Annotated in this window: 9 protein-coding genes; 8 read left to right on the top strand and 1 reads right to left on the bottom strand. The window is 68.1% G+C overall.

The genetic code is table 11. The features are described from left to right. The first annotated feature begins 46 nt into the window (after nt 1-46). From U0177_RS14690 to U0177_RS14660, 7 genes are all read left to right on the top strand, one after another. Nucleotides 47-2,023: a glycosyl hydrolase gene (locus U0177_RS14690; RefSeq protein ID WP_409571393.1), complete on the top strand. Its 1,977-nt coding sequence runs from the start codon at nt 47-49 to the stop codon at nt 2,021-2,023. Nucleotides 2,024-2,378: 355 nt separating this feature from the next. After that, complete coding sequence (locus U0177_RS14685; protein ID WP_409571392.1) at nt 2,379-3,134, top strand: hypothetical protein; 756 nt, start codon at nt 2,379-2,381, stop codon at nt 3,132-3,134. A gap of 258 nt (nt 3,135-3,392) precedes the next feature. Beyond that, nucleotides 3,393-4,283: an AAA family ATPase gene (locus tag U0177_RS14680; protein ID WP_409571391.1), complete on the top strand. Its 891-nt coding sequence runs from the start codon at nt 3,393-3,395 to the stop codon at nt 4,281-4,283. Between the two features lie 69 nt (nt 4,284-4,352). Next, nucleotides 4,353-5,552 (top strand): vWA domain-containing protein, encoded by a 1,200-nt coding sequence (locus U0177_RS14675; RefSeq protein ID WP_409571390.1) that lies wholly within the window; start codon nt 4,353-4,355, stop codon nt 5,550-5,552. 15 nt (nt 5,553-5,567) lie between these two features. Then, the gene (locus tag U0177_RS14670) at nt 5,568-6,623 is read left to right on the top strand and encodes a Gfo/Idh/MocA family protein (protein WP_409571389.1); all 1,056 of its coding nucleotides are present in this window, start codon (nt 5,568-5,570) and stop codon (nt 6,621-6,623) included. A gap of 95 nt (nt 6,624-6,718) precedes the next feature. Continuing rightward, nucleotides 6,719-8,503 carry a glycosyl hydrolase gene (locus U0177_RS14665; protein WP_409571388.1) on the top strand — a complete coding sequence of 595 codons (1,785 nt, stop codon included), beginning with the start codon at nt 6,719-6,721 and terminating at the stop codon, nt 8,501-8,503. A 403-nt stretch (nt 8,504-8,906) separates the two neighbouring features. After that, on the top strand, nt 8,907-9,974 hold the full coding sequence (locus U0177_RS14660) for a HEAT repeat domain-containing protein (protein WP_409571387.1): 1,068 nt from the start codon (nt 8,907-8,909) through the stop codon (nt 9,972-9,974). 139 nt (nt 9,975-10,113) lie between these two features. Here the strand turns inward: U0177_RS14660 and U0177_RS14655 are convergent, their stop codons facing one another. Then, the gene (locus U0177_RS14655; RefSeq protein WP_409571386.1) at nt 10,114-11,043 is read right to left on the bottom strand and encodes an ABC transporter permease; all 930 of its coding nucleotides are present in this window, start codon (nt 11,041-11,043) and stop codon (nt 10,114-10,116) included. A 305-nt stretch (nt 11,044-11,348) separates the two neighbouring features. Between U0177_RS14655 and U0177_RS14650 the strand changes: the two genes are divergently transcribed. Then, the gene (locus U0177_RS14650) at nt 11,349-12,095 is read left to right on the top strand and encodes a (Fe-S)-binding protein (RefSeq protein ID WP_409571385.1); all 747 of its coding nucleotides are present in this window, start codon (nt 11,349-11,351) and stop codon (nt 12,093-12,095) included. Nucleotides 12,096-12,219: the final 124 nt, after the last annotated feature.

Genomic DNA, 12,219 nt, shown 5'->3' with positions numbered 1-12,219 from the left:
TGCTGCCGCAGGCCACGCCCGCGCAGCACAGATAAAGGAGACCCCTATGCCGCACCGTAATGCTTCACGTGCCGCTGCGGCGCTGCTGCTTGCCGCCGTGCTGGCCGCCGCGCTGCTGCCGGCGGCGCCGCTTGCGCGCGCCCAGCCGCCCGCGCGCGACAAAGGCTCGCCCTTCGGCATGGTGACGGCGATCGGCAACCGCGTGCGCGCCGACGAGGTCGACCGCTATGTCGCGCTGCTGCGCGAGGCCGGCGTGCAGTGGGTGCGCGAAGAGATCTTCTGGGATCGCGTGCAGCGCCAGCCGGGCGGCCCGTTCGCGTGGAATGGCGACGGCAGCGGCTTCTACGACTACGACCGCAGCATTGGCGCGCAGGCCGCCGCCGGCATCCACATCCTTGGCCTGCTCGACTATAACCCGGCCTGGTTCAAGGGCCAGGCCCCGCCGCTCGACGCCTGGATCAAAGACTGGGGCGATTATGTCTACCAGACAGTAGTACGCTACGGGCGCAGCGGGCAGATCAAGCACTGGGAGATCTGGAACGAGCCCAACCTTACCGGCTCGGGCTACTCGAGCGGCCTGTACGAGATCGGCGACTACGCGCGCATCCTCGGCGTAGCCCACGACGCCGCCAAGGCCGCCGACCCCGAGGCCACAATCGTGCTGGGCGGGCTGGCCTCGGTGTGGAGCGTGCCGCCCTCGCCAACCACCTACGACTACTTCGACTACCTCGACGCGCTCGGCAAGCTCGGCGCGTGGGCCAGCTTCGACGTAGTTGCAGTGCACCCCTACCGCCCCGACTCGCCCGAAGGCCAGCCGCTGCGGCGCGATCATCCCGAGACGTTCCCCGAGGAGATGCGCCGGCTCGACGAGCTGATCGGGCGCTATGGCGCCAAGCCGGTGTGGCTCACCGAGATCGGCTGGCCCACCAACCGCGGCTGGCCGGGCGTGCCCGAAGATCGCCAGGCCCAGTTTCTCGCGCGGCTGTACGTAATGGCCATGGCCCAGCCGAATATCGAGAAGGTCTTCTGGTACGACTTCCGCAACGACACCATCCCCAGCGCGCCGTACGACCAGCCGGTGTACAACGACGCATTTCACGAGCTGCACTACGGCCTGCTGCGCCGCACGTTCCCGCTCGACCCGAACGATCCGTCGCTGCGCAAGCCGGCGTTCCTGGCCTACCGCGCGCTCACCGGCGCGCTGGCCGGCCTGGTGGCTGCCGAGGTGCCGGCCGATGGGCGGCGCGGCGATATGCCGAATACCTACTGGTACCGCTTTGCCGGCAGCCGGCGCGTCGACGTGCTGTGGAACACCGACGCCGGCAACCAGGTGGTGCAGATCCCCTGCGGCTGCCGCGAGGCGCTGGTGCGCCACTGGAACGGCCGCACGCGCTTTCTGATCTTTCCCGAGAATGGCGTGCTGAACCTGCGGCTCGACGAGCAGGGCGCGCCGGTGTATGTCGAGTACGATCCGCCGGCCGCGCCGGGCGGGCGGGTGTTCGCCGAAACCGGCCACGCGCTGCGCGGCGCGTTCCTCGCGTTCTGGCAGGCGAACGGCGGCCTGGCGCGCTTTGGCTACCCGCTCACCGAGGAGCTGACCGAGCCGGAAGCCGGCACCGGCCGCCCGCGCACCGTGCAGTACTTCGAGCGCGCGCGCTTCGAGTACTTCCCCGAGTTCGCCGGCTCGCCCTACGAGGTGCAGCTTGGCCTGCTGGGCGTGGCGCTGCTCAGCCGCTTCGGCGTCGACTGGCAGGCCCAGCCCAAGGTCGGCGGTGCCGCGCCCGGCTGCCGCTTCTTCGCCGAGAGCGGCCACTCGCTGTGCCCGCCGTTCCGCGCGCGCTGGGAGCAGCTTGGCGGCCTGCCGCTGCTGGGGCTGCCGATCACCGAGCCGTTTGCGGCCACGCGCCCCGACACCGGCCAGCAGTATACCGTGCAGTACTTCGAGCGCGCGCGCTTGAGTACCACCCCGAGAATGCCGGCACGCCCTACGAGGTGCTGCTGGGCCTGCTCGGCCGTGAGCTGATCACGCGCTTTGATGCGCCGTAGGGCGGGTGAACAAAACGTCATTCAATCGATATGCGCGCATTAGTTTACCTTCATCTTTCCTTTAGCTGCGCGTGCGCGGGCTCTTGCGCTCTGCGAGCGCCTAGAGCTTGCAAAGGCCGCCGCCGCCGATGGCTGGGCCAAAGCTGCGCTCGTTGGCGCTGCGGCCCGCGTTCATCGGGCTGAGATATATTCTCGCGGCGCGGCGCTGCGCGCTGGTGCGCCTTGGTCATGGCGCCGGCCGGAAGTGGCCGCCGCGTCACATAATGTTCATCTCCACTTTTTACAATAAACCTCACCTTCGTTGGTTCAAAGAAAAAGTGGAGTATTGATCCATGCGTATCATTCGGTTGTGCAGCATTGTGCTGCTGTTCGTGCTGTCGGTTGGGCTTGTCGCAGGTGCGCCGCGCGGCGCTGCTCATCTCGTCGACGCTACCTGTGCGCCCGAGGGCTGCAAAACGTTCGTTCCTACCGCCGGCTTTGATCTGATCCCGCGCATGAGCTACCCTGGCAACGGCGAGGCGATCACCTCGCTCGCGCCAACCCTGCTGTGGAACCCGACGACGCTGGGCAGCTACCTGGTGCAGGTGTCGAGCAATGGCCTGTTTGACCCGATCTCGACGATCGTCGTCAGCGCGACCAAAGACATCTCGAAGCCCGTCACCGACCAGGTTGGCACGCTGGTGACGTCGAATCTGAAGGCGAGCACGGTGTACTACTGGCGCGTCGGCGTCGAGACGCCCAGCGGCTACGTGTTTGCCCAGCAGCAGTTCTTCTCGACGCCAGCGGCCGACGCGGGCGTGCTGCCGCCGGTGGTGACGGTGACCGACCCGCGCAACAACTCGTCGATGCGCCGCGACAGCGTGCTGCTGAAGTGGAAGGCCGTGCCGGGCGCGCTGCTCTACCGCCTGCGCATGGTCGATGGCAGCGGCAGAACGTTTAGCTCGGGTACTGCATACGTCGACGGCAAGGAGTCGACTTTCTGGGTCTACAATCTGCAGCCCGGCCAGAAGTACACCTGGAAGATCAAGGCCTACAACCAGTTCGGCTGGGGCTCGTACACCGACGATCAGGTGTTCAACATCCAGTAGCGCGGGCCTACCTTTAGCTCTTTTGCCCCGGACAGGCCGGGGGTGGCGCAGCCGCCCCCGGCTTGCTTTTTCTGCTGCGGCGTAAACTCTGTGGAACAAACAATGCCGGCATCCGCTGCAAGGCCGGTGGCGCATGCCTCGTGGCGCGCAATCACGTGATCAAGCGAACAGCGTATGCTGCCGGCGGGCCGCGCTGCGGCAGCAGGTGAGTATGCTACAATAAGGCCCATCCGATTTTGTAGATAGGGCCGCGTGACCATGAACTTCGCAACCATCGATGAGCTGCAGCAGGCGCTCGCCGACAACCAGTACGTCGCCGATCGGCCGCTTGCCACGGCGATCTTTCTCGCGCTGAAGCTGCAGAAGCCGCTGCTGCTCGAGGGCGAGGCCGGTGTGGGCAAAACCGAGGTGGCCAAAACGCTCGCCGCGCTCACCGGGCGGCGGCTGATCCGCCTGCAGTGCTACGAGGGCCTGGACGTCAGCACAACGATCTACGAGTGGAACTACACCCGCCAGATGCTGCAGATCCGCCTGCTCGAAAGCATCGGCGCCGCCGACGCGCGCCAGGCCATGCACGAGATCTTCGGCCCCGAGTTCCTGATCCGCCGCCCGCTGCTCCAGGCGATCGAGGCCAACGACGAGCAGCCGCCCATCCTGCTGATCGACGAGCTCGACCGCGCCGACGAGGAGTTCGAGGCATTTCTGCTCGAGCTGCTCTCCGACTGGCAGATCAGCATCCCCGAGATCGGCACGATCAGCGCCGCGCGCCCGCCCACGGTGATCCTCACCAGCAACCGCACCCGCGAGGTGCACGACGCGCTCAAGCGCCGCTGCCTGTTCTACTGGATCGACTACCCCGCGCTCGATAAAGAGCAGCAGATCGTGGCCGCCAAGGTGCCCGGCGCCTCCGAGCGGCTCTCGCGCCAGGTGACGGTGTTCGTGCAGGAGCTGCGCAAGCTCGACCTGTACAAGCTGCCCGGCGTGGCCGAAACGCTCGACTGGGCCCAGGCGCTCGTGGCGCTCGACGCCCAGGAGCTGTCGATCAGCTCGGTGGAAGATACGCTCGGCGCGATCCTGAAGTACCAGGACGACATCAACCAGGTGCGCGCCGGCGCCGTGAAGTCGCTGGTCGAGAAGGCCCGGCGCTAGCTACGAAACAAGCAGCCAGGGGCACGGAGGCTCGCGTCCCCTGGCCCGCTGTGAGATCGGCAGAGACTGATGAACGACCCGAAGCCGCTCGAAGGCGGCCACCTGCTCAAGCACGTGCTGGCCTTCACCTACCTGCTGCGCGAGATGGGCGTCGACGTGAGCCCCGGCCAGGCGCTCGAGCTGGTGCGCGCGCTCGAGCACGTGCCGATCGGCCAGCGCGAAGACTTCCGCGCCGCCGCGCGCTGCTCGCTCATCCGCCGCCGCGAGGACCTGCCGCTGTTCGACGCCGCGTTCGGCTTCTTCTGGCGCGTCCAGTCGTCCGACCCGCTGATGATGGCGCTGCCGGTGATGAAGATGCCGGCCAAGCCACTGCGCCTGCGCCGCCCGCCCGGCGGCGACGCCCCGCCCGCCGACGAGAACGCGCGCGAAGAGCAGGAGCAGATCGAGATCCTGCTTTCATACAGCCCCGGCGAGGCGCTGCGCAGCAAAGACTTCGGCACGTTCAGCTGGGAAGAGGTGCAGGCCTGCAAGGCGCTGCTGAAGACCATGCAGTGGCGTATCGAGCTGCGCAAGACCCGCCGCAAGCGCGCCACCCGCCGCGTGGGCACGCAGATCGACATGCGCCGGGTGCTGCGCCGCAACCTGCGCTACGGCGGCGAGCCGGTCGAGCTGGCCTGGCGCGCGCCGCGTATGCACCAGCGCCCGCTGGTGGTGCTGTGCGACATCAGCGGCTCGATGGATCGCTACAGCCGCATCCTGCTGCAGTTCGTGCACACGATCTCAAATGGCCTGCACGACGTCGAGGCGTTTGTGTTCGGCACCCGGCTCACCCGCGTTACCCGGCTGCTGCGCGAGCGCGATATCGACGACGCCGTCGGCATGGTCAGCAAGCAGGTGGTCGATTGGTCGGGCGGCACGCGCATCGGCGAAACGCTGAAAGAGTTCAACTTTCGCTGGGGCCGGCGCGTGCTCGGGCGCGGCGCGGTGGTGCTGCTGATCAGCGACGGCTGGGACCGCGGCGATCCCAAGCTGCTCGGCCGCGAGATCGCCCGGCTGCAGCGCTCGTGCCACCGGCTGATCTGGCTCAACCCGCTGCTCGGCGGCCGCGACTACCAGCCGCTGACAGTCGGCATCCAGGCCGCCCTGCCGTTCGTCGACGACTTCCTGCCGGTGCATAACCTGCTCAGCCTCGAGCAGCTGGGCGCGCACCTTTCGGCGATCGGCGACCGGCGCCCCGAGCGGCGCCAACGCCCACTTCTGGCTGAGTAGAGAAGAGGAGCGCCAATGAGCATCGCAATCATAGGGACGGGCTGGGGCGCGCGCATTCAGGTGCCGGCGTTTCGCGCCGCCGGGCTACAGGTGGTGGCGCTCGCCGGCAGCGACCAGGCCAAGACCGAGCGGATCGCCGGCGACCTGGGCGTGCCGTTCGCCACGGGCGATTGGCGCGCGGTGCTGGCGCGCCCCGACGTGGCGCTGGTGAGCATCGTGACGCCGCCCGACCTGCACCGCGAGATGGCGGCGGCGGCGCTGGCCGCCGGCAAGCACGTGCTGTGCGAGAAGCCCACCGCGCTCGATGCCGCGCAGGCCCGCGCGATGCTGGCCGCCGCTCAGGAGCGCCCGCGCCAGCTCGCGCTGATCGACCACGAGCTGCGCTTTTTGCCGGCGCTCATCCGCGCGCGCCAGATGCTGGCCGATGGTGCGATCGGCGCGGTGCGGCACGTGCTGTTTCAGGTGATCAGCAGCTCGCGCGCCGACCTCGCGCGCCCCTGGAACTGGTGGAGCGATACGGCGCGCGGCGGCGGCGCGCTCGGCGCTTTCGGCTCGCACCAGGTCGACCTGCTGCGCTACCTGCTGGCCGATGAGGTCGCGGCGGTGGCGGCCAGCCTTCACACGTTTGTGGCCGAGCGCAATGCCGCCGACGGGCCGCGCCCGGTGACCAGCGACGACTACTACAGCCTACGGCTGCGCTTCGCCCGCGGGCCGCTGGCCACGATCGAGTGCAGCTCGATCACCCGCACCAACGAGCCCAATAGCGTGACGCTGTATGGCGCGGCCGGCACGCTGCGCTGGGTCGGCGGCAAGCTGCTGCATATCCCGCCCGACGGCGCGCCCGAGGATATTACGCCGGCCTACGAGCACGCAACCCCCGCCGACCTGCGCGGCGGCGATTTTCCACAAGGAACGCTGTACCTGGGCCACGCGCTGCGCGCGTTTTTTGCCGGTGACCGCGCGGCGCTTGCGCCGGCCGCGACATTCGTCGATGGCCTGCATACCCAGCAGGTGCTCGACGCCGCCCGCGCGTCCGACCGACAGGGCGGCGGCTTCCAGCCAGTCGGCTAATGTGACGATATCGTCACCCGCATGTGCTCGACAGGCGCCAACCGCTCGGCTATAATCGCGGAACATTTGTCTGAGTACGAGCTGGCTGGGTTGTGGTGCGCCAACGCCGAATCAACATTCTGCTGATCTGTGCGGTTTTGCTGGCGTGGGCGGCCGTGCCGCGCCCCGCGCCGCTTGCCGCCGAGCGCCTGCCGGCCATACTCGCCGATACGCCGTTTGGGCTGAACACCCACCTCGCCACGCGCTACACCGACATCGCGAGCATGGATGTGCCGGCCGGGCTGGTGGCGCAGGCCGGCGCGGCCTGGGCGCGCGAAGACATCCAGTGGTGGCGCGTGCAGCCCAGCCCCGAAACCTGGGACTGGAGCTACACCGACGCGGCGTTCGGCGCGCTGCTGGCCCACGGCATTAGCATCGTGGGCGTGCTGGGCCACCCGCCCGGCTGGGCCACCCCCGACGCCACCGATAACGCCAGCGATCTGTCGTTCGCCGCGCCCGACCCCGAGCGCTTCGCGGCGTTTGCCGCGGCGGTGGTGCAGCGCTACGGCCACTACATTCACCACTGGGAAATTTGGAACGAGCCCGATAACCCGCTGTTCTGGAAGCCCGCGCCCGACCCGGCCGCCTACGCCGCTTTGCTCAAGCGCGCCAGCATCGCCATACACGCCGCCGACCCAGGCGCGCGCGTGCTGATTGGCGGCGTCAACCCTTTCAACACGGCGTTTCTGCGCCAGGTGGCCCAGGCCGGCGCCTGGGGCAGCTTCGATATCCTGGCGATCCACCCGTATATCGACCCCTCCACACCCGAGCGCGGCAACCTGCTGGCCGCTGCCGATGGCGTGCGCGCGCTGGCTGCGCAGTGGGGCGACAAGCCGATCTGGGTTACCGAGGTGGGTTGGGCCAGCGGCCCCAGCGACCACGACGCCACCGGCACGATCGACGAGGCCGCGCAGGCGAATATGCTGGCGCGCGGTCTGCTGCTGCTGTGGCGCGCTGGCGTCGAGCGGATCTTCTGGTACACGCTGAAAGACGACCTGAATAACCCCTATGGCCTGGTGGCACTAGGCGCGGGCCGCGCCGACTACAGCAGGCTCAAGCCGGCGTATTACGCGTTCCAGACACTCGCGCGCCAGACGGCCGGCGCCGAGTTCGTGGGCCTGCGCGATCTGTTCGGCCGTAGCACGGTGCTCGACTTCGAGGCGTTTGGCGCGTGGCGCCGCGGCGATCAGCCAAATGGTACGCTCACACTCACCGGCCAGCGTACCCATAGCGGACGCGCCGCCGCGCGGCTCGACTACAGCTTCCCCTCAAATGGCAACGACTACGTGGTGTTCCGGCGCGACCGGCCGGCGGCCATCCCTGGCACGCCCTACGCGCTGGGCATGTGGGTGTATGGCGATGGGTCGGGCCACCAGCTCAAGGTGTGGCTGCAGGATGCTCAGGGCGAGCTGCTGCAGTACGCGCTTGGCGCGGTTGGGCCGCCCGGCTGGCGCCTGCTCGAGGCGCCGCTCGGCGGGCCTGTGGCGCCCTGGAACCGCATTACACCCGGCGGCGATGGCCAGCTGAGCTTTCCCGCAAGCCTTGTGGCGATCGTGCTCGACGACGGCGACGACCAGTTTATCGGCGGCGGGACGGTGCTGCTCGACGACATGATCGCGATCAGCGGCCCCGAAGCCTACGACATGCAGCTGCGCCGCGGCGACGAGGCGATCGACGTGCTGTGGGCGCCCGAGGGCCAGCGCGCCGCCATTCGCACGCGCGCCACCGGCGCTACCGTCACCGCGCTTGGCGGCGCGGCCAGCACTGCCCTCGCCGAGAGCGGCAAGCTTTCCTTCGCGCTTGGCCCTGCCCCGATCTTTGTGCGCCACTCTGGGGGCTGAGAGCCTGCTTCTTGGAGCAACGAAGTCGCGCTTTGCTGGTGCGAGGCGCTTGTTCACCTTCGCGTGAGCGGGTTTCGGCGCGAAGCGCGGAAACACCGCTCACTCACACAAGAAACGCGGTGTCCTCTCGCGCGGGAGGTTTGGAGGGCGCAAGCCCTCCAAAATCACTCTTTTGGCTGGTCGCGGCCACCGCCGTGGCTGCGACCAGCCAAAAAAAGAAGTTCTCGGGGCGGCATTGCCGCCCCCGAACACCCACCACGTAGCTCGTGTCACTCAAAGATAGCGCAGAGTACCATACCCGGAATGATCGAAGAGTCACGCTTCTGTGAAGCGCATCATAGATTTTTCATAGCGCGCCGTGTTATAATTCCGACACTGAAGCACTAGCTCTGGCGAAACAGCCATGTTCGATCAGGCAACCTGGCGGCGGCAGATCGCCGAACAACTGAATGGCTTCGCGCGCAACCCGCGCCAGGAGATGCAGCTTGCCGGCGCGCCCAGCTTGCTCTCGTACCTGGTTGCCCGCACGCTTGCGCCATTCCTCGAGGCATTTCAGCGCGAGCCGATCGCGGCGGTGCTGACGCTGGCCGCGATCACGCATACCCCCGGCGCCGACCAGATCGTCCAGCGCGCCACGCGGCTGCGCTACCAGTCGGCCGCGCAGATCGAGCGCGAGCTGCGATCGAGCAAAGACATCCGCGTCGCCGCCGAGCAGCTGCTGCTCGAGCTGCAGACGGTGGCGCTGGTGCGCCAGCGGCTGAACGGCGGCCGCGAGGAGTGGGCCCGCACCATGCTCGACCGCGAGCTTGAGATGTTCGTCGGCGAGTTTGGCCAGCTGCGGCGCGCGCTGAGCGACCCTGGCTGGCAGACGCGCTCCGAGGCGCTGCGGGCGCTGCGCAACCGCAAGGGCCGCTACACCCCCGCCGACCTGGTGCTGATCCACGATGGCCTGACCGATAGCGCCGCGCATGTGCGCGCCGCCGCCGCGCGTATGCTCGGCCTGATCGCCGAGCCGCCCGGCGCGCTGCTGCAGAAGACGCTGGTGCGCGTCGCGCTGCACGACTCCGACGCCGAAACCCGCGTCGCGGCGGCGCGCGCGATCGGCATGCTGCGCGAATACCTGACTTCGCCCCAACTGCTCGATCAGCTTTCGGCCTGCCTGTTCAGCGACGACAGCTTTGTGCGCTCGGCGGTGGCGCTGGTGCTGGGCGAGCTTGGCGATATGGTCAGCGCGCCGCTGCTGATCAAAAACCTGGCGCGCCTGCTGAGCGACATCGACCCGTACGCCCGCGAGGCCGCCGCGCGCGCGCTTGGGCGTATCGGCACGGCCGCGGCCACGCCCGAGGTGCTGGCCGCGCTCAGCCGCGCGGTCGAAGACGACGAGATCACCGTGCACGAGGCCGCCAGCGACGCGCTCGACCGGCTGGCCGACCTGCGCCCCGCCAGCGCCCTGGCCGTGGCTTCCCCGTAATGCTAATCTCCGTTTGATCGCTTTCTTTTTGGTATGCTCTGCCCGGCTTGCCGGGCAGAGCATACCAAAAAGAAATTCGGGGGCGGCGAAGCCGCCCCCGAACCCTCACGATACAGCACGTGATCAGCCGGGTGTCGTATCACTCCGCAGCCTGCTCCTTTTCGCGCCGGGGGCGCTGGCGCGCCGCGCCCTCCTGGCCTGGGCGCAGCATCCGCACACTCAGCAACACTAGCACCAGGCTCAGCAGCAGCGCCAGCAGCACATACGCCAGCCACGGGCTCGGCACCACAATGCTGCCGCCAAGCGCGTCGGCGCCGATCGGCACGCGCGTGTACAAAATGCTTCCGCCGCTGGCGATCTGCACCTCGGTGGCCTGCAGCGCGATAAACGGGTGCAGGTACAAAAACGCGCCGGCGGCGAATTTAAACAGGATCGAGTTGATCCAGTCCGGCGACAGATCGCGCCCAAAGATCACCGTGAAGATCAGCGCCAGGAAGGGGATGCCCAGCAGCATCAGCAGCACCGTGCCCAGCGACATGCTGTTCGCGCCGAGCGTGGTGCGCAGCGCCGACGACCAGAACACGCCGATCGAGGCGTAGAACAACGCCGTGGCCACCAGCCCCGCCAGCGCCACCAACACCTCGGCCAGGCTGACGCCGCCGAAGAGAAACGCCAGGCTCATCATCGGTACAATCGACACAATCAGCAGCAGCGCGAACGAGAGCGCCGCCGCCAGCTTGCCCCAGATGATCTGCCAGGGCGAGAGCAGCGAGGCGATCAGCAGATCGTACGACTGGCGCTCTTTCTCGCCGGCGATGCTGCCGGCCGTGAGCGCTGGCGTGATGATGCACACCTCGATCAGCGCGACCGCGCCGATCAGCAGAAACATGCTCTTGCCGATCGTGCGCCCGCTGTTGAGATCCGAGGCCGAGATGTCGGCGATCGCCGCGTAGAACAGCAGCGTCACGCCGCCCAGGATCAGCAGGTAGATCGTCAGCAGCACGAACGCCCGCGCGCCGCGCATGCGGCTGCGCAGCTCTTTCACCAGCACCGGGTTGAATTCGGCCATGGTTCGCTCGCTTGTGTTCTTTTCTTGGGCCGCAGCCCGCTCGATCGCGTAGCTCGCGTCAATTACACGAGTTACGCGGTGTTCTCGCGCGTGGGAGGCTTGGAGGGCGCAAGCCCTCCAAAATCACTCTTTTTGGCTGGTCGCGGCCACCGCGGCCGCGACCGCCAAAAAGGAAGTTCTCGGGGGCGGCAAAGCCGCCCCCGAACCCCCACCGCATAGCTCGCGTCAATTATAGCAGAGACGCCTGCGCGAGTCTCTGCTATAATGCCAGTATCGCCCGCTCGAATAGCATGTAAGGAGGCGTGGTGGCTGCCCAACCTCGCCGTCGTGTCGCGCTGTTTGCTACATGTATCGTCGACCAGCTCTACCCGTCGATCGGCATGGCGGCGGCGCGGCTGCTGGCAGCCCACGGCTGCGATGTGCATGTGCCGCGCGGCCTGACGTGCTGCGGCCAGATGGGCTTTAACGCCGGGTTCCGCGGCGATGCGCGCGCCGTGGCCGGCCGCACGCTTGAGCTGCTGCGCGGCCAGGGCGACGTGGTGCTGCCCTCGGGGTCGTGCTGCGCCATGATCCGCCACGGCTTCCACGAGCTGTTCGATGGCACGCCACACCAGGCCGCCGCCCACGATCTGATCGGCCGCACCTACGAGCTGACGGAGTACCTGGTGGATGTGCTTGGCCTGGCCGATGTCGGCGCGCGCTACCAGGGCAGGTTGGCCTACCACGACGCCTGCCACGGCCTGCGCGGGCTTGGCCTGGGCGCGCAGGCACGCACATTGCTTGGGCATGTGCAAGGGGCCGAGCTGGTGCCTCTGCCGGCGGCCGACGAGTGCTGCGGCTTTGGCGGCCTGTTCGCGATCAAGCAGCCCGCGATCTCCGAGTCGATGCTCGGCCGGAAGCTCAACAATATTGCGGCATCCGGCGTCGAACTGCTGGTGACTGGCGACGCCAGCTGCATGACTCAGATCGCCGGCGGTCTGAGCCGCCGCGGATCGCCAGTGCGTGTTTGCCATATCGCTGAGCTGCTGGCGAATATGCTCGGCACCCACTAGCGCCCCCGCGCGAGGGCGCGCAGGTGCATCCTCGCCAGGCCACTCGGCCGGGCACACTGCTTCCCGCGTCGCAGCGGGCCGGATTCGCATCGCCGTGTGGGCGATACCAGTGAGGCAAGGCGCT

It is taken from the genome of Kouleothrix sp. (assembly GCF_046328425.1).
Classification (GTDB): domain Bacteria; phylum Chloroflexota; class Chloroflexia; order Chloroflexales; family Roseiflexaceae; genus Kouleothrix.
This window is presented reverse-complemented; position numbering and strand designations above follow the sequence as displayed.

Coding starts and splice junctions, on each gene's coding strand:
- U0177_RS14690 (WP_409571393.1), top strand. CDS start 47: ATGCCGCACCGTAATGCTTCACGTGCCGCTGCGGCGCTGCTGCTTGCC.
- U0177_RS14685 (WP_409571392.1), top strand. CDS start 2,379: ATGCGTATCATTCGGTTGTGCAGCATTGTGCTGCTGTTCGTGCTGTCG.
- U0177_RS14660 (WP_409571387.1), top strand. CDS start 8,907: ATGTTCGATCAGGCAACCTGGCGGCGGCAGATCGCCGAACAACTGAAT.
- U0177_RS14655 (WP_409571386.1), bottom strand. CDS start 11,043: ATGGCCGAATTCAACCCGGTGCTGGTGAAAGAGCTGCGCAGCCGCATG.
- U0177_RS14670 (WP_409571389.1), top strand. CDS start 5,568: ATGAGCATCGCAATCATAGGGACGGGCTGGGGCGCGCGCATTCAGGTG.
- U0177_RS14680 (WP_409571391.1), top strand. CDS start 3,393: ATGAACTTCGCAACCATCGATGAGCTGCAGCAGGCGCTCGCCGACAAC.
- U0177_RS14675 (WP_409571390.1), top strand. CDS start 4,353: ATGAACGACCCGAAGCCGCTCGAAGGCGGCCACCTGCTCAAGCACGTG.